The 15,309-nt window shown below is 41.1% G+C and carries 16 protein-coding genes and 1 pseudogene; 5 read left to right on the top strand and 12 right to left on the bottom strand.

Annotated elements, in window-relative coordinates; genetic code table 11:
• Positions 1-168: 168 nt before the first annotated feature.
• From mnmE to gldC, 4 genes are all read right to left on the bottom strand, one after another.
• On the bottom strand, positions 169-1,542 hold the full coding sequence (gene mnmE, locus PZB74_RS12275; protein ID WP_302236370.1) for a tRNA uridine-5-carboxymethylaminomethyl(34) synthesis GTPase MnmE: 1,374 nt from the start codon (positions 1,540-1,542) through the stop codon (positions 169-171).
• A gap of 71 nt (positions 1,543-1,613) precedes the next feature.
• Positions 1,614-2,093, bottom strand: a complete 480-nt coding sequence (locus PZB74_RS12270; RefSeq protein WP_302236368.1) for a thioredoxin family protein — start codon at positions 2,091-2,093, stop codon at positions 1,614-1,616.
• Between the two features lie 108 nt (positions 2,094-2,201).
• Entirely contained in the window at positions 2,202-2,657 is a 456-nt protein-coding gene (locus PZB74_RS12265; protein ID WP_302236365.1) for a nucleoside deaminase, read from the bottom strand.
• A gap of 37 nt (positions 2,658-2,694) precedes the next feature.
• Positions 2,695-3,051 carry a gliding motility protein GldC gene (gene gldC / locus PZB74_RS12260; RefSeq protein ID WP_302236364.1) on the bottom strand — a complete coding sequence of 119 codons (357 nt, stop codon included), beginning with the start codon at positions 3,049-3,051 and terminating at the stop codon, positions 2,695-2,697.
• Positions 3,052-3,196: 145 nt separating this feature from the next.
• Between gldC and PZB74_RS12255 the strand changes: the two genes are divergently transcribed.
• Positions 3,197-4,276: an endonuclease/exonuclease/phosphatase family protein gene (locus tag PZB74_RS12255; protein ID WP_302236363.1), complete on the top strand. Its 1,080-nt coding sequence runs from the start codon at positions 3,197-3,199 to the stop codon at positions 4,274-4,276.
• Here PZB74_RS12255 and PZB74_RS12250 read toward each other — a convergent pair.
• Entirely contained in the window at positions 4,273-4,860 is a 588-nt protein-coding gene (locus PZB74_RS12250; protein WP_302236362.1) for a helix-turn-helix domain-containing protein, read from the bottom strand. The two genes, PZB74_RS12255 and PZB74_RS12250, sit on opposite strands and share 4 nt — an antisense overlap.
• A gap of 596 nt (positions 4,861-5,456) precedes the next feature.
• Between PZB74_RS12250 and PZB74_RS22630 the strand changes: the two are divergent.
• Positions 5,457-5,912: pseudogene (locus PZB74_RS22630) on the top strand (carboxypeptidase-like regulatory domain-containing protein); the annotation flags it as partial.
• Between the two features lie 258 nt (positions 5,913-6,170).
• Here PZB74_RS22630 and PZB74_RS12235 read toward each other — a convergent pair.
• Positions 6,171-6,566 (bottom strand): hypothetical protein, encoded by a 396-nt coding sequence (locus PZB74_RS12235; RefSeq protein WP_302236361.1) that lies wholly within the window; start codon positions 6,564-6,566, stop codon positions 6,171-6,173.
• A 297-nt stretch (positions 6,567-6,863) separates the two neighbouring features.
• Positions 6,864-7,826: a sugar phosphate isomerase/epimerase family protein gene (locus PZB74_RS12230; RefSeq protein ID WP_302236360.1), complete on the bottom strand. Its 963-nt coding sequence runs from the start codon at positions 7,824-7,826 to the stop codon at positions 6,864-6,866.
• 198 nt (positions 7,827-8,024) lie between these two features.
• On the opposite strand from PZB74_RS12230, the gene PZB74_RS12225 reads away from it, so the two are divergent.
• Entirely contained in the window at positions 8,025-8,606 is a 582-nt protein-coding gene (locus PZB74_RS12225; protein WP_302236358.1) for a hypothetical protein, read from the top strand.
• 48 nt (positions 8,607-8,654) lie between these two features.
• Here PZB74_RS12225 and PZB74_RS12220 read toward each other — a convergent pair whose 3' ends face one another.
• The 4 genes from PZB74_RS12220 to PZB74_RS12205 all read right to left on the bottom strand — a co-directional run bounded on the left by PZB74_RS12220 (position 8,655) and on the right by PZB74_RS12205 (position 12,373).
• The gene (locus PZB74_RS12220; RefSeq protein ID WP_302236357.1) at positions 8,655-8,921 is read right to left on the bottom strand and encodes a hypothetical protein; all 267 of its coding nucleotides are present in this window, start codon (positions 8,919-8,921) and stop codon (positions 8,655-8,657) included.
• 264 nt (positions 8,922-9,185) lie between these two features.
• Complete coding sequence (gene nspC / locus PZB74_RS12215; protein ID WP_302236355.1) at positions 9,186-10,325, bottom strand: carboxynorspermidine decarboxylase; 1,140 nt, start codon at positions 10,323-10,325, stop codon at positions 9,186-9,188.
• A gap of 50 nt (positions 10,326-10,375) precedes the next feature.
• A complete protein-coding gene (locus PZB74_RS12210) occupies positions 10,376-11,602 on the bottom strand; it encodes a saccharopine dehydrogenase family protein (protein WP_302236352.1) in 1,227 nt (408 codons plus the stop codon).
• A 297-nt stretch (positions 11,603-11,899) separates the two neighbouring features.
• A complete protein-coding gene (locus PZB74_RS12205) occupies positions 11,900-12,373 on the bottom strand; it encodes a Dps family protein (RefSeq protein WP_302236349.1) in 474 nt (157 codons plus the stop codon).
• A gap of 95 nt (positions 12,374-12,468) precedes the next feature.
• Here PZB74_RS12205 and PZB74_RS12200 point away from each other — a divergent pair, with 95 nt between their 5' ends.
• Both PZB74_RS12200 and PZB74_RS12195 read left to right on the top strand, forming a co-directional pair.
• Complete coding sequence (locus PZB74_RS12200; RefSeq protein WP_302236346.1) at positions 12,469-13,413, top strand: hydrogen peroxide-inducible genes activator; 945 nt, start codon at positions 12,469-12,471, stop codon at positions 13,411-13,413.
• 70 nt (positions 13,414-13,483) lie between these two features.
• Positions 13,484-13,933 carry a MarR family winged helix-turn-helix transcriptional regulator gene (locus PZB74_RS12195; RefSeq protein WP_302236344.1) on the top strand — a complete coding sequence of 150 codons (450 nt, stop codon included), beginning with the start codon at positions 13,484-13,486 and terminating at the stop codon, positions 13,931-13,933.
• A gap of 25 nt (positions 13,934-13,958) precedes the next feature.
• On the opposite strand, the gene PZB74_RS12190 is transcribed toward PZB74_RS12195, so the two are convergent.
• Positions 13,959-15,218, bottom strand: coding sequence for a glutamate-5-semialdehyde dehydrogenase (locus PZB74_RS12190; RefSeq protein ID WP_302236342.1), 1,260 nt, complete (start codon positions 15,216-15,218; stop codon positions 13,959-13,961).
• Positions 15,219-15,309 lie beyond the last annotated feature (91 nt).

The following is a 15,309-nucleotide window of genomic DNA, read 5'->3' as shown; positions in this document are numbered from 1 at the left end:
AATTCTCCTTATCATATACTTTTTATTCCTAGCAACGAAAAGCAAGTTATCCAGCAACTAATTAGCAACAAATAATATGAAAAATAGGCAAATTAGCAATAAAGAAAAGAAACAAAAATAGCTTTTAACATACTATAGGAAAGGATTTGATAAACAAAGGAAAGACAACTACTTTCCAATACAGAATTTGCTAAATATATTGCCTAGCAAGTCGTCAGTGGTTATTTCCCCTGTGATTTCCCCAAGGTAGTGTAATGCATGGCGGATATCCTGAGCAAGAAAATCGTGCGTGACTTCTTGTGCCAACCCGTTGAGCACGTCTTGAAGTGCTTCCCGGGTTTGCAGAAGGCTTTGATAGTGCCTTACATTAGTAACTATGGTCCCGCTGGTCTTAAATTTGTCAAGGTCTACGAAGTCCATTACCTTTTGTTTTAATCCTTCCAGATTGTCTTTCTTTTCAGCAGAGATAAAAACGATATCTTCAATCTTTCTTACAGCATCTAGCAAATCAGGCTGCGCCTTATCTATTTTATTACCTACCTTAATGAATGGAATCCCCTGATTTTCAAGCTGGTTGATTGCCCGATGAATATCCTGAAGATTATCATGCTCCAGATCAAAAAGATAGATAATTAGCGAAGCTTTCCGCATCTTTTCATAAGTGCGCTTTACTCCTATTGCTTCTACCTTATCTGTAGTTTCGCGCAGCCCTGCTGTATCAATAAAGCGGAAGCCTATGCCACCTATATTGATTTCATCCTCTATAAAATCGCGGGTGGTACCCGGTATATCAGAAACAATAGCTTTTTCTTCGTTAAGTAAGGCATTGAGCAAGGTAGATTTTCCAGCGTTAGGCTTTCCAGCAATTACAGTAGGCACACCGTTCTTAATAACATTACCCAGATCAAAACTGTCAATTAGTAAATTAATAACTCTCAGGATTTCGTTAATCAACCCTTCTAACTGTGCACGGTCAGCAAACTCTACGTCCTCTTCTACAAAGTCCAGCTCCAGCTCTATCATAGAAGCAAAATGCACTAACTGAGCACGTAACGTTTTAATTTCTTCAGAAAAGCCACCACGCATCTGATTAAGAGCTGCCTTATGAGAAGCTTCTGAGTCTGAAGCTATCAGGTCGGCTACTGCCTCTGCCTGCGCCAGATCAAACTGGCCATTCATGAAAGCACGTTTGGTAAATTCGCCAGCCTGAGCTAGCCTCCCCCCCTGCTTTAGAAAAAGCTGAATTAATTTACGCACAATGTAGGGAGAGCCGTGGCAGGATACCTCTACCACATTTTCTTTGGTAAAAGAATGAGGAGCTTTAAATATTGAAGCTACTACTTCGTCTAGCACCTCCTTACCTTCGCGGATGGTACCAAAATGGAGGGTATGGCTTGCCTGAGCTTCCAGATCTTTACCATGAAAAACCTGATTGACGATACGGATAGCATCTTTACCGGACAAACGAATTACGGCTATGGCTCCAACTCCCTCTGGGGTAGAAAGAGCGACTATAGTATCTTCTACACTAGCGTACTGCATAAAAAAGTCAGTTATCTGTTCACTTTACAAAGGTAACGGATAACTGACAACCCAAAATTTTCTGAAAGAGTTTATTTACCAGCAGGTTCTGCCTGGTTGAAGGATTCCAGCATTTCTAAAAACTCCTTTGCCTGACGATAGCCACTTACTGGCTGAAATTTAGAAAAGTCTTCGGCAAAGAATACAACTGTAGGATAACCACTTACTCTAAGTGCTCTGGTAAATTGAGGGTTAGTAAACTCCTGACCTTTAAAGTCAAAAGTTTCGTCTTTCTCGGCATTAAATTTTACCGCATAAAAGTGTTTATTAACATACTCTACCACTTTCTCGTCGGCAAAAGTGGTTTTATCCATCTTTTTGCACCACCCACACCAGTCAGTATACACGTCCATAATTACTTTGCGAGGTTCTTTTTCAGAGAGCTCCTGTGCTTCTTCTATGGTGATCCAGTTAATTTCGTTCTGGATTTTTTCCTCTTTAGGAGGCTCAGTAAAAGAAGAGAAAAACACCAATATACTGACCGTCAGTAAGCTAAGCATTATTTTATTCATAGGTAAATTCGTTTTCATTACGCTAACGCGCTAATGATACAAAAGATTCTCCTAAAATAAGACAAAGATTGCGCCAGATGTCAGTTTAAAGACACCAATTCATTGTTCTTAACTGTACTGTTCCAGTAGTTTCTCGTACTGATCTTCCTTTCCTATGGCTTTGATGAGGATTTTCTGATCGCTACGATTGAGCACTTCGGAAGCTCGTAACGATATTTGCGGCAGGTACTTGCTTATGGTAGGGATAGAAGCACCATACACCACTTCGCCTATGCCCGTGTAAATGATGGCAGACATACACATAGGGCAGGGTTCGCAAGTGGTGTATAGCACTGCACTCTGGAGTTGAGTACTATCAATTACTTCGCAGGCTTTTCGTATAGCATTGACTTCGGCATGTGCTGTAGGGTCTTTGCTTTGGCTTACTGTATTACATACAGAGGCTAAAACCTTTCCTTCTTTTACAATAACAGCTCCAAAGGGCGTTTTACCTTTTTCTGCCTCTTTCCATGCCTGCAGTAAATACTCTTCTTCCATCGCGAAATAGTTTTCATCAATATACAAGTCCGTTTAGCTACGGCTTATAGTTCTGATTATCAAACTACTCTTTCGCTTTTTGGTTTTCTTTACGCTGTTCTTCTTCAACATGCTTTACCAGTTTATCGCAAAGCTCGTTAATTTCGTCAGACATATAGGTATCTCCTGTAGCAGAAAGTATGGTCTGAGCAATACCGCCAATAGTATCTATTGAAAACCTCTTCATTTCATCTACAGGCATCTGCTTGGTCCAAAGGTCTATTCTAAGGGTATTTTTTTGCAGATGGTCCCAGATAGAAAGGCTAATAGCATTAGCAGCAGAATCGCTTTCTCCTTCTTTGTCAGTAGCGTCCCAAAAGATTTTTTCAGGCACATTTTCATCGTCAAGATGTATGGTCAGGTTTATTTCTGACTTCTTCATAGCTATTGATTTTTTCTTTTTTCAATAAACGGCACAAAGTTATGGAAACTAACGGGTATTGAGCAATCTTGTTGAATTTACTTAACTTTACGATTGCATAATGATTATATCATTAGACTTTTTTAAGATTCATCATTTTTTCATCATGAAGTTATTTTTTGTTCAAGGGTGTAAACCTGCCATTCTAGCATTACTTCTGTCTGCATGTGCCAGTCAGGTTCAGGAAGAAACATCTGCCAGCCAGCCTTCCGGACTACGCATATGTTTTTACAATGTAGAGCAACTTTATGATATACATGACGACCCGGCTATTGAAGAAGATGCTGACTACTTACCATCAGGTAAAAAGCAATGGACAGATGAAAGATATCAGGCGAAGCTAGATAAAATTGTGCAAGTAATTGCTGCCCTAAACATGCCGGAGGTGATAGGCCTGGCAGAAATTGAAAATGGCCAGGTGCTACGAGATATAGTTAAACACGAAAAACTAAGCGATTATAGCTACGAAATTATTCATTTTGATACCCCTCCCCCCAACAGCCTGGATGTAGCCTTACTATACCGATCAGTATTTTTCACACCCTACCTAGCCAAAGCTGTAAATGTTCCTGCTGATAGTAACGGGCATCGCCCACCAGACATCCTACAGGTTTCCGGCATATTGGGTGAACGTAGTAATATGGAGAGTAATACCATACACTTACTTATAACCGACTGGCCTGATCGCCAGGGAGGTATGAGCAAAAGCGAAGAAGAACGACTCTCAGCCGCTCACACTTTGCGTCAGTTAGTAAACGACATATTAGCTAATGATGAGGACGCGAATATTGTAGTCATGGGCACTTTTAATGACGAGCCCGATAACAAAAGCTTTGTTTTCAGGCTGGGTGCACACGGAGAAACACAACAACTTAATACCGGAGATTTGTACAACCCTATGTACAAGTTGGATCAGGCAGATAAGGGCAGCTACTATAGCCGAAGCAGTTGGAAAATGTTAGACCAAATACTCATATCGCAAAGCCTGCTGGATGATCGTAAGGGCAGTGCTGATTTTGTGTACCGTCAAGGTTCAGCCCAGGTGTTTGATACTGAGTGGCTCCTACAAACCAAAGGAAACACCCAGCAGCAACCCTACCCTACCTACGAAGGTTTTGAGTACAAAGGAGGTTATAGTGATCATTTGCCGGTTTATATAGACCTTCAAAGCGATAGTACTAACTAACCACCCTGAATGTCCGGTGGAGTAAGCAGATAAACTACCAGCATAGAGCAGTTTTTCTCTTTATTGTTAATAGGTACATGAGGTATACGGCCGTCAAAAAACAGAGAGTCGCCCTGTTTCATTTCTACAATGTGCTCGCCAATATGGTACTCCACTTCTCCACTCAGAATGTACTTAAATTCAAAACCATCGGTGGTTACAAACTCTCTCTTGGAGCCTGGCTGTAAATCAAGAATCACTGCCTCCACAATAACACTAGACGCATGCTTACTTAGTATGTGCTTATACACAAAGCCAATGCTGTTTTCCTTTTCTGTAAAAATGTAATCTTCTCTTTTTTTATGAATAAATGGCACCTGGCCGTTAGCTTCTATGCCTTCAAAAAAGCTGGTAAATTCTACATTCAGAGCCTGAATAATAGAGACTAACACTGGTAGCGAGGGGACAGATCTACCATTCTCTATCTTAGATAGCAGGCTTTTACTAATATTGGCTTCTTTGGCTACCTCATGTAATTTGAGGTTCTGTTGCTGCCGTATACTCCTCACTTTCTTCCCAATTCCGGCAATTATCTGATCATTCATTCTCCTTTTTGGCTTAAAACTAATCAAATCCTTCTTTATCATATCTAATCCACACTAAAACATGCTATAGAAAACCTAAGCTTAACATTAAGTTAACGAAAAGGTAAAAAAGGGATTACTTTCTAAGTTTAAATAAGGCTTTAAAAAAGACGATTATTATTATGTAAAGGGTAATTCCTTAGCAGAGATCAGGCAAAAAAACATTTCCTATCATTAAACATTTATTACTTTTTACTACTTAAAATCAACAAAAATTAAATATTTATTGAATATTGCTCAACTTTATTTTTCTACTTTTGCTTATGAAGCATAATCGCTAAACATGAGAAACTTTAGCGTCCATACTCATAAGCATAAATCATAGCGAGTGTGAGTCTGGCTCCAAATACCGTCAAACTTACCGTCCCCTTTTAGCCTTTCGCTCTAGTAGCAAACCTCAGAATTTATTTTCAACAAACTATCTACATCACATGCCGAAAGCTCTACAAAGCTCTGTAGGTATGAGAAGCGGGGCAAGCTTAAAAGCAGACCTGCTTAGCTTACTTATACTTATCTGCTGCGTTTCCTAGACCCAGGAATACACCCTCAGTGGAAAAGTAATTGACCCAGATGGTGGATCCATCCTTTGCGTAAACGTGCTGGTAAAAGGTACTATTGCTGAGATTGAGGGTAATTATTGTATTAGTGTAGCCCCTCAGGCAAGTAGCCTCATATTTTCTTTGGTGGGCTATGAGACTCAGGAGGTAGCTATTAATGCTCGTAATACTATAAATATTACTCTCGCTCTTGATGCTCGTGAACTGGGCGAAGTAATAGTTACTGCCCTCGGAATAAAACGTGAGAAAAAGGCGCTGGGCTATACCGTACAGGAAATGCAGGGAGAAGAGATCACCGAAGCAGGCGAACCAAATGTAGTAAACTCCCTTGCCGCTCAAGTTACCGGTGTGCAGATGACCAATGGTAGCTCCGGAGTTGGTTCTACCTCTCTCATCGTTATCCGCGGAGCATCTTCTCTATCTGGTGACAATCAAGCACTCTTTTTTTTGTCGTAGATGGTATTCCAGTTAACAATACTACCGATACGCCCACCAAGGCTTCCGGAATAGCTTCCAATATGGAGAGCCCGGTTTAGCACCGAAACTTATCGTGGGCACCATTACGCTACTGTTAGCATACACGCCAATGCTTTACGCTATCAGGTATTTGATTCGGAAGGCAGACTGAAAGATTATCTGGACATAGAAAAATAAGTTATAGACAAAAAAAAAGCCATCTTTTCAGATGGCTTAAGTCCTTAGCGAGAGTGAATCTTATCTCTCTAATTTCATTAGTTCAGCATCAATGTTGTACTCTCTCATCAGTTCAGTTGTGTACTTCTTTTTTCCGTAAGGTACCAACAGGTAGAACTGACCATTTTTGATTTTTGCCAGGTTAGAGAAGAGCTTCCATTTACTTACCACATCCTGTATGTTCTTCTTATCGCCTTCCACTACCTGAAAGTAGTCTTTACCCATATCTTTTTCGCCTGTAAGGTCGGGGGTATAAGACTTATCTGAGTTCTTTTCTGTAAAGCTTGTTGGTGACTCATAATCAGGGAGCTCAGCTTTAATATCGCTGTATCCCTTTTTTTCCAAAAGACGGACAGCTTGCTGCAAGTACTTCATTTGTTTGCTGTCTTTTTTTGTAACCACTGTATCTGTATCCATAGTAAACAAGTATAGTTTTCTAACCTTAAAAGCCACTAAATCGCACGAACGCCTTTGTCAATGCATAGCTTATTAATAAAACGAGAGAAAATTGTTTCTGAAATGAAACTACCGAATCACGTGATAAATTAATATTGCGAAAAAGTGACAATAGTAAAACAGCTGCTAAGTTAATAAAGTTCGTCCAAACTTTAATTAAATACAGCAGATTATTTGAAAAGACATACTAAAAGTCAGTTCCCAAAGTACAGGTAGTTTGATATCAAACCACCTATACTTTTCTTATAAAAAATTGTATTAAGCGATCTTATCAAACGCTTTTTTCATTGCAGTAGCTGTCACTTTTACAGCCTCTTCATCTTCCATTTCGTTTACAACCTGGTTAAAAGGCTCTGCACGTATAGGCCCATCATAGCCAATTTTAACAAGTGCTTCCAGAAACCCCTGAGTATCAACAACTCCGGTTGCCATAGGCAATTCTCTTTTACCATCAATCTGGGCATGACGGCTATGCCCACTACGTGCGTCATTCAGGTCACAAGCCACTACATCGCTGTTTTCCAAGGTCAAAATGTCATTTACATCTTCTCCAGCGGTATACCAGTGAAAGCTATCCAATACAAAGCCTACGTTAGCCTTACCAATAGCCGCAATCAGCTCTTTAGTTTCGGCCATCGTTCTGAGAAATGGATATTCATTTGCTATTTGTAAAGTCTTAGGCCCTACATACTCAAGCCCAAAGCGTATGTTATGATCCTCCAATATGGTAGCTACCTCTCTCAAACGAACCGCATGCTCTCTAAAATTTTGCAAGTAATTTAAAGAGGGATGATTAGGCATAAGCCAGGTAGTAATTCGGCTCACTCCAGCTTCCTGTAAACCTTTAGCATGTTTAGGCAGTTCCTGCATATCTTTTTCAAAGGTAGCACGGTCAGTTCTAAACTGTACAGGCAGCCCTGCATTTCCCCATACCAGATTTTTCTCTTTCATTTCCGCCAGTAATTCTTTCCTTTCAGTAGCTGAAATATCTGCCAGAAAAGAAGCGTGAGCGCTAACGCTCTCAAAACCATATTTACTGGCCAGCTCTATGAGTTCTTTCTGCCCAGCCTTTACACCAATAGACCCTCCATCCAATTGCATGGTGAATTTTCTATCTGCCATAAATTTGGAAGGATTACTGAACGTTGAGGCTAAAGGTAATGCGCTGATTCCTGCGGTTAGCAGAGAAGTTTTTTGGATAAAGTTTCTTCGGTTAAGCATGTAGTTAAGTGTTTTTCCAAGTATAGTACATTTTGAAAAGACTTAAAAACGCTCAGCACGGCACCTAATGCAAATGTGATAAGATAATGAGACAAGCAGAGCTAAAGAAAAGCAGTAGGAATATAAACATTTGCTATGCCTGGCTATTTTATAAGTATAGCAGATTGCTAAATTTTTTAAACTTAAATATGTTAAGTTATGAGAAAGACTTTTTTTAAAATGACATTACCCCTTGTGGCGGTTCTATGTGCCACGCTTGGATATGCGCAGGACGAAAAGAAACCTGATAGCACTAATATTTACATTGGCGAAGCCATAGACAGATCGCAGATTGATAGCGAAGAGCTACCTCAGGAAGTAAAGGACAGCCTGGATGCCAGCCAATACGGAGACATGAAGATGGTAGCGGTTTACAAGGTAGACATTGTACCGGGTAAAGAAACAGTTACAGAAAGCAGCTTAAGAAAGGAAGAGCCTGCCAGCAGCGTTCGTCCTTATCGTGTAAGAAACGATGATATAGGGTTTAATGAAACATATTACCAGGATACTTATGACGACATACCCGAAAATAGCGAAGGTGTAGCACAGGATAAAACGGAGGTGAAAGAGAGCGTAGACCCAAGCAGCGAAGCACAGGCTACCGCTAAGCAACAGAAGCCAGAGAACGTAGATACTTACTATGAAGTAGAAGTAAATACCGATACGGATGCTTATGTCTTACTCTTTGACGAGGCTGGACATCTTACCCATAAGTCGTCGCTAAAAAGTAGAGGACGATAAGTCAGACTTTATTTAATAAACGAGAAACGGGCTTAATGCCCGTTTTTTTTATAGTTCTGTAGCTGCTGTCGGATGCCCCGTGGGTCTCCTGCGAAACATCACGCTTACTTCCTCACTAAAAAGTACCCAAAGCCCGTATACTCCTAACGCAGTACCTACCGGCACGCCAGGTAAACTCAAGATACTTAGTATTATGATAAGGATGCGAGCCCACTCCTGATGCTTAAGCAAACCCCAGCCACCAAGTATACTAACCGCACCCATAGCGGCCAGGATAAAACCAAGACCTCCTCCCACCAGTGAAGTTACCCACATAGCAGTATGGTCACCTGAGAGAACACCGCTACCTGCGACTACAAGCTATAATAAGCCCAGAAATTACTGTCAGCGCTCCTAAAGCTATATTGAGATAGGCTAAAATTTCTACATGTTTTCGCATATGAAATGGGTTTTAGTTGCTGTTTATTTCAATATAATTATTCTATGCGAATTTTGTGCGGCTAACTTATAAGTTGTGGGCATAAAAAATCTTCATCCGCAATAAATACCGAATGAAGATATGGCTCTTAATCTGTACTATTATGATAATTTGTGTTTGTACGATTCGTACCCAAAAGTTTTTACTAGCTCAAAGGTATCATCCTCATGCCAGATACCGATGGAAGGATGACGCACGCCGTTAAAAGTAGTTGTCTTTACCATAGTGTAGTGCATCATATCATCAAACACTAACATATCGCCTATCTGCAGAGGTTTATCAAAATGGTAATCGCCTACAAAGTCCCCTGCCAGGCAGGTAGTACCTCCTACACGATAAGCAGCCTCTCCGGGTTTGGCATCTTCTGCTCCCAGAATACGCGGCTTATAAGGCATTTCTATACAGTCTGGCATGTGCGCGGCAACACTAATGTCTAAGATTACCGCATGTATGCCCTTGCTATCAATAATATCCTGCACACTGGAAGTCAGGTAGCCGGTATCCCAGGCTACGGCAGAGCCTGGTTCCATGATTATATCCAGGTCATACTGCTCACGCATATATTTGATGAGGCTAACCAGATGGTCCAGATCATAGCCACGGCGGGTCATCAGGTGGCCTCCTCCCATGTTTAACCACTTTGCCTGTTTAAGCAAATGGCTAAACTTAGCTTCTACCTCTTTAAGCGTTCGCTCCAGAGCAAAAGAGTCACTTTCGCAAAGTGTATGAAAATGAAGGCCCTCAATGCCTTCAGGCAGCTTATCTCCTATCTGGTCAGCAGTAACTCCCAGGCGTGTGCCTATTGCGCAGGGGTTATACAGGTCTGTCTCTACCTCCGAGTATTCGGGATTGATGCGTATAGCGCAAGAAATCTTTTTATCATTAGCTTGCACCCTATCTTTAAAGCGGTTCCACTGCGCCGGAGAGTTAAAAGTAATATGATTGCAATAGCTCATCAGCTCTTCTATCTCATCTTCAAAGTAGGCAGGGCTATAGGCATGTACCTCATCACCAAATTCTTCAAAACCCAAGCGGGCTTCGTGTAGCGAAGAGGCAGTAGTACCATGTAAATACTGTTTAATCAGGCCAAAGGTGCTAAACATCGCAAAACCCTTTAGTGCCAGAATAATATTAGCTCCCGAAGCGTCCTGCACTTTTTTCATGATTTCCAGGTTACGGCGGAGCTTACTTTCTTCTAATACAAAACAGGCAGAAGGGACTTCATTAAAATTGATAGGCATAAGGCAGAGTTCATTAAAAAGGGAGGTAAATCACCTCCCAGAATCTTGTGTTAGTTAACGTTATAATCATCAAACGCCAATGGCTCATTTACTTTTTCGTGCCACGGCAGACCATACTTTTTTAGGGCTTCCATAAATGGATCCGGGTCAAATTCCTCTACGTTGTACACCCCTGCTTTGTTCCACTGGTCGGTCAGCAGCATCATCGCGCCAATCATCGCTGGTACTCCGGTAGTATAAGACACTGCCTGAGCGCCCACTTCTTTGTATGACTCTGCGTGGTCGCAGTTATTGTACACATAATAAGTTTTCTCCTGGCCATCTTTTAAACCTTTGATCTGGCAGCCAATAGAAGTTTGACCTTTGTAATTTTCACCCAGAGAGCCTGGCTCCGGCAGTACTGCTTTCAGAAACTCCAGGGGTACTATGTCTACCCCATTAAATTTTACAGGATCAATACGGGTCATTCCTACATTCTGTAATACCGTAAGATGCTTGATATACTCCTGCCCGAAGGTCATCCAGAAACGTGCACGCTTCAGGTTTTTGATATTTTTGGTTAAGGACTCCAGCTCTTCGTGGTACAGCAGGTAAGACTCACGCTCGCCAATCTCCGGATAGTTAATAGGTTTATGTATTTCCAGAGGCTGGGTTTCTTTCCACTCACCTTTCTCCCAAAAGCGGCCGTTTTGTGTAATCTCTCGTATGTTAATTTCCGGGTTAAAGTTGGTAGCAAACGCTTTTCCATGATCGCCCGCATTACAGTCTATAATATCCAGATAATGCACTTCGTCAAAGTGATGCTTCTGGGCATAAGCTGTAAATACTCCGGTAACGCCAGGGTCAAATCCACAACCAAGTAATGCCATTAGCCCTGCTTCTTTAAAACGATCCTGATACGCCCACTGCCATTTATATTCAAACTTAGCTTCATCCTTAGGTTCGTAATTGGCGGTATCCAGATAATGGACTTTGGTCTCCAGGCAGGCATCCATAATGGTAAGATCCTGATAAGGTAGCGCTACATTAATTACCATTTTAGGACCAAATTTCCTGATCAGTTCTACCAGTTCGGGTACATTGTCTGCATCTACCTGGGCAGTCTGTATAGGTTTGGCATCAGGATATCTTTTGGCCACATCCCGAGCTATGGTATTGCATTTGGACTGGGTACGGCTGGCAAGCATAATCTCTGAAAATACTTCAGGTACAGAAGCACATTTATGCGCTACCACATTGCCTACCCCTCCGGCGCCAATGATTAATACTTTACTCATAAGTAGTAAAACAGTTTAAGGTGAAAAGCTGAAAGTTTGCTAAAAATTGGTTGTTCATTCACTTACAAATGCTATTTAAATAAGCGTATATGCTTTACACACCAGCCTCAAAAAATTGTTGGCCTAATGTGTCGCAAAGGTACAAATTCAACCCATAAAGCAAATAGGTGTTTGCCGCGAGGGTAAAAAATTGAAAATTGTAACTACAGCAAAGCAGGAAGGGCTATACACAAAGAATGCCTCACCAATAGGCGAAGCACTCTCCGAATTATTGCAAAAAACAAAATCAATCAAACACTAACTCAAAAATGCTTTAAGCATCCAGATACGTTTTTCGGTATCTGTAATCAAATCACTAATAAGGGTTAAAGTAGCTTCGTCATTTTGCTCATCTGCTAGGTGCAGCACTTCTTTTAAGTCATGCAGCAATACCTGGCTGTTCTTTAAAGTAACCTGCACAGCTTCTTCACCATCGCTAATGTTTTTGGCAGAGGTAAGCTGCGCCTGCTGAAAATAATCTTCCAGAGTATGCAAGGGAATAGCACCCAGGGCACGTACTCTTTCTGCAATCTCATCTACAGTTTCATTAGCTTCTTTGTATAAAGACTCAAACTTATCATGAAGGTGAAAAAACAAATGCCCTTTTACATTCCAATGAAAGCCTCTCAGATTTTGATAATATAGTTGATAGTCAGCTAACAGTTGATTGAGCTGCTTTACCAGCTTTTCGCTTTTAGCGGCTGTATGTGATTTAGCTATGGTCGTATTCATAATTATTTTCGGTTTTGATGTATATCAAAGATAATAGGTTTAATACTATAATAAAAATTGATATTTTTTATATTTGTATAACTAAATCTTATGATATGACGATAGAACAATTACAATATGCTTTTAGTGTGTACCAAAGGCTTAGCTTTGTTAAAGCGGCTGAAGAATCTTTTGTAAGCCAGCCAGCATTAACTATGCAGGTTAAAAAACTGGAAGAAGAAATTGGGTTCCCGCTATTTGATCGGGCTCGTAAGCCCTTGAAGGTAACTCCGGCAGGCAAAAAGTTTATGGAGAAAGCTCAGGAAACGTTACTTTCTTTTAAAGGGTTGGAGCAGCTTGCCACTGAATTGAATGCCGGAGAACAAGACCATATCAAAGTAGGTATTATTCCTACTCTCGCTCCTTTTCTCTTACCGCTTTTCGTAAGGCAGTTTCATAAACAATACCCTAAATTGGAACTTCATATCAATGAGCTAACTACTGAAGAAGTGCTACAGCTTATACAGGAAGGTGAACTGGATGCAGGTATTATTGTTACCCCGGTAGTGGCCAAAGGTCTTAGTGCCTCTCCCCTTTTTTATGAGCAGTTTTACCTCTACGTAGCAGATGACCACCCTTACTATAAGCAAAAGGCTATACGGCTTAGCGACATTAAGGCAAAAGATTTATGGCTGCTTAAAGAGGGAAACTGTTTTCGTAGTCAGGTAAATGATCTCTGCCAGTTAGGAAAAAAAAACGACCACCAGCATTTTACTTATCAGAGCAGCTCAATCTCCTCACTCATGCGCATAGTGGAGCATCAGGGAGGGGTTACTTTTGTACCTGAACTCGCCACTTTGGGGTTAAGCGCTGAGCAGGAAAATATGCTTAAGCCTATTAAAGGAGATAAGGTGGTGCGCGAAATTAGTCTGATTAGAAGTAGGTTTTTCCATAAGCAAAGGGCTCTTGATAAACTTCAGCAGCTTATTTTAGAAAATATTCCCTCACATATGAAACAGGCCAAGCAGCAGGAAATTGTAGATTCTTTTGTTAGTATATAAAAAATTTGCGTTAGTAGGAACTGTTTACTAATTTGATTGTTGTATGTACAACATAAGTTGACACAAAAATATGAGACTTGAAGACGAGATAAAGCAAAAAGAGTTTAAAAGCCCTTATCATAAGGCTGTGTTAAATATCCGGGTAACTGAAAGCTGGCTTTCTACCCATGTTAATCAGGGACTTAAACCCTACGGTATTTCACAAGAGCAGTACAATGTGTTGCGTATTCTCAAGGGGCAGTACCCTAAACCATCTTCTTTACAGCTAATTACAGAGCGGATGGTTAATCGTATGTCTAATGCGACAAGGCTAGTAGAAAAGCTTCGTAAAGGTGGGTATGTAACACGCTGCGAATGCCCAAGTAACCGACGTAAAGTGGATATCCTTATTACTGAAAAAGGCATGGGGCTTTTAGAAGAAATTACACCAACACTGGAAGGAAGAATGGACGGACTCAATAATCTGAACCAGGAAGAGGTCATTCAACTTAATGAACTACTGGATAAATTTAGAGGCTAAAGTGCTACTTTAGCCTCTATTACTTTTAGGCTCTTACCTGTCCATTACCAAAAATCTGCCATTTGTAGCTGGTAAGCTCTGGCAATGCCATAGGTCCACGGGCATGTAGCTTTTGTGTACTGATGCCAATCTCAGCTCCCATTCCAAATTGAGCACCATCTGTATAAGCTGTAGAAGTATTAGCATACACAGCAGCAGCGTCTACAGAATTCATATACTCTAGTATCACATCTTTATCTTCCGCTACGATGGCCTCACTATGTTTGGAGCTGAATTTAGCGATATGATCCAGCGCCTCTTCCAGGCTGTTTACAGTTTTTATAGACATTTTGTGAGACAAAAACTCAGTACCAAAATGCTCATCACTGGCTTCTCTCAATAAAGCACTGGGGTATTTTCCTTCCAGTTCAGCATAGCTGTCTGCATCTGCAAATATCTCTACCTCTTTAGTAATAAGCTTATGAGTTAAAGCTTCCAGATCTTTCAGACGATCTTTATGCAGAATAAGACAGTCTAAAGCATTACAAACACTTACTCGTCTTGTTTTTGCATTAAAGATGATGTGCTTACCTTTTTCCAGGTCTCCGCTTTTGTCAAAATAGGTATGCACTATGCCCGCTCCCGTCTCTATTACCGGAACTTTGGCATGTTCGCGCACAAAGTTGATAAGGCCCTGACTACCCCGAGGAATAATAATATCAACAAAGCCTACGGCTTCCAGTAGCGCCTGTGTCGCCTGCCTGTCGGCTGGCATCAGATAAAGCATATGCTCATTTATACTATGCTTAGCCAATACTTCATGGATGATAGAAACAATAGCTATGTTAGAAAACTCAGCATCGCTACCACCTTTCAAAACACAGGCATTACCAGACTTTAGGCAAAGAGCAAATACATCAAAAGTAACATTAGGCCGTGCCTCGTATATCATTCCAATTACGCCCATCGGCACACTGATTTTGCGCAGTTGCAGACCATTGTCCAGAGTCTTTTCTTCCAACACTTTGCCTAGCGGGCCAGGCAGCCCCGCTACATTGCGTATATCAGATGCAATAGCCTCAATACGCTCAGGGGTGAGCATAAGGCGGTCGTATTTTGGGTCCGAGGTATCCATACGGTCCAGGTCTTTCTGATTGGCTTCCAGTATGGCATCTGTACGTTCTACTGCCAGATCAGCAAGCTGGTGCAGTACTTTATTGATCTGGGCATCGCTCAGCTGGTAAGCTTTGCGAGCTGCTTCCTGCACTGCTTTTAGGTGGTCGGTAATATTAGTTTCTGCAATCATGCCCTAAAATTAACAAATACCGCCTTAGGAAGAAGTATAAAGTACGTTTAAAAGCAAAGAGCTGGCTCTGGCAACCTTTTACTGCAAGGCA

Origin of the sequence: Porifericola rhodea, assembly GCF_030506305.1 — a bacterium.
GTDB lineage: Bacteria > Bacteroidota > Bacteroidia > Cytophagales > Cyclobacteriaceae > Catalinimonas > Catalinimonas rhodea.
Note: the sequence above shows the minus strand (reverse complement) of the source record. Positions and strands in the feature narration are given on the sequence as shown.

Excerpts from the sequence above, each read along its gene's own strand:
- PZB74_RS12190 (WP_302236342.1), bottom strand. The coding sequence starts at position 15,218 with ATGATTGCAGAAACTAATATTACCGACCACCTAAAAGCAGTGCAGGAA.
- PZB74_RS12235 (WP_302236361.1), bottom strand. The coding sequence starts at position 6,566 with ATGGATACAGATACAGTGGTTACAAAAAAAGACAGCAAACAAATGAAG.
- PZB74_RS12210 (WP_302236352.1), bottom strand. The coding sequence starts at position 11,602 with ATGAGTAAAGTATTAATCATTGGCGCCGGAGGGGTAGGCAATGTGGTA.
- nspC (WP_302236355.1), bottom strand. The coding sequence starts at position 10,325 with ATGCCTATCAATTTTAATGAAGTCCCTTCTGCCTGTTTTGTATTAGAA.
- PZB74_RS12220 (WP_302236357.1), bottom strand. The coding sequence starts at position 8,921 with ATGTGGGTAACTTCACTGGTGGGAGGAGGTCTTGGTTTTATCCTGGCC.
- PZB74_RS12255 (WP_302236363.1), top strand. The coding sequence starts at position 3,197 with ATGAAGTTATTTTTTGTTCAAGGGTGTAAACCTGCCATTCTAGCATTA.
- PZB74_RS12200 (WP_302236346.1), top strand. The coding sequence starts at position 12,469 with ATGACGATAGAACAATTACAATATGCTTTTAGTGTGTACCAAAGGCTT.
- PZB74_RS12195 (WP_302236344.1), top strand. The coding sequence starts at position 13,484 with ATGAGACTTGAAGACGAGATAAAGCAAAAAGAGTTTAAAAGCCCTTAT.
- mnmE (WP_302236370.1), bottom strand. The coding sequence starts at position 1,542 with ATGCAGTACGCTAGTGTAGAAGATACTATAGTCGCTCTTTCTACCCCA.
- PZB74_RS12250 (WP_302236362.1), bottom strand. The coding sequence starts at position 4,860 with ATGAATGATCAGATAATTGCCGGAATTGGGAAGAAAGTGAGGAGTATA.
- PZB74_RS12205 (WP_302236349.1), bottom strand. The coding sequence starts at position 12,373 with ATGAATACGACCATAGCTAAATCACATACAGCCGCTAAAAGCGAAAAG.
- PZB74_RS12270 (WP_302236368.1), bottom strand. The coding sequence starts at position 2,093 with ATGAATAAAATAATGCTTAGCTTACTGACGGTCAGTATATTGGTGTTT.
- PZB74_RS12225 (WP_302236358.1), top strand. The coding sequence starts at position 8,025 with ATGAGAAAGACTTTTTTTAAAATGACATTACCCCTTGTGGCGGTTCTA.
- gldC (WP_302236364.1), bottom strand. The coding sequence starts at position 3,051 with ATGAAGAAGTCAGAAATAAACCTGACCATACATCTTGACGATGAAAAT.
- PZB74_RS12230 (WP_302236360.1), bottom strand. The coding sequence starts at position 7,826 with ATGCTTAACCGAAGAAACTTTATCCAAAAAACTTCTCTGCTAACCGCA.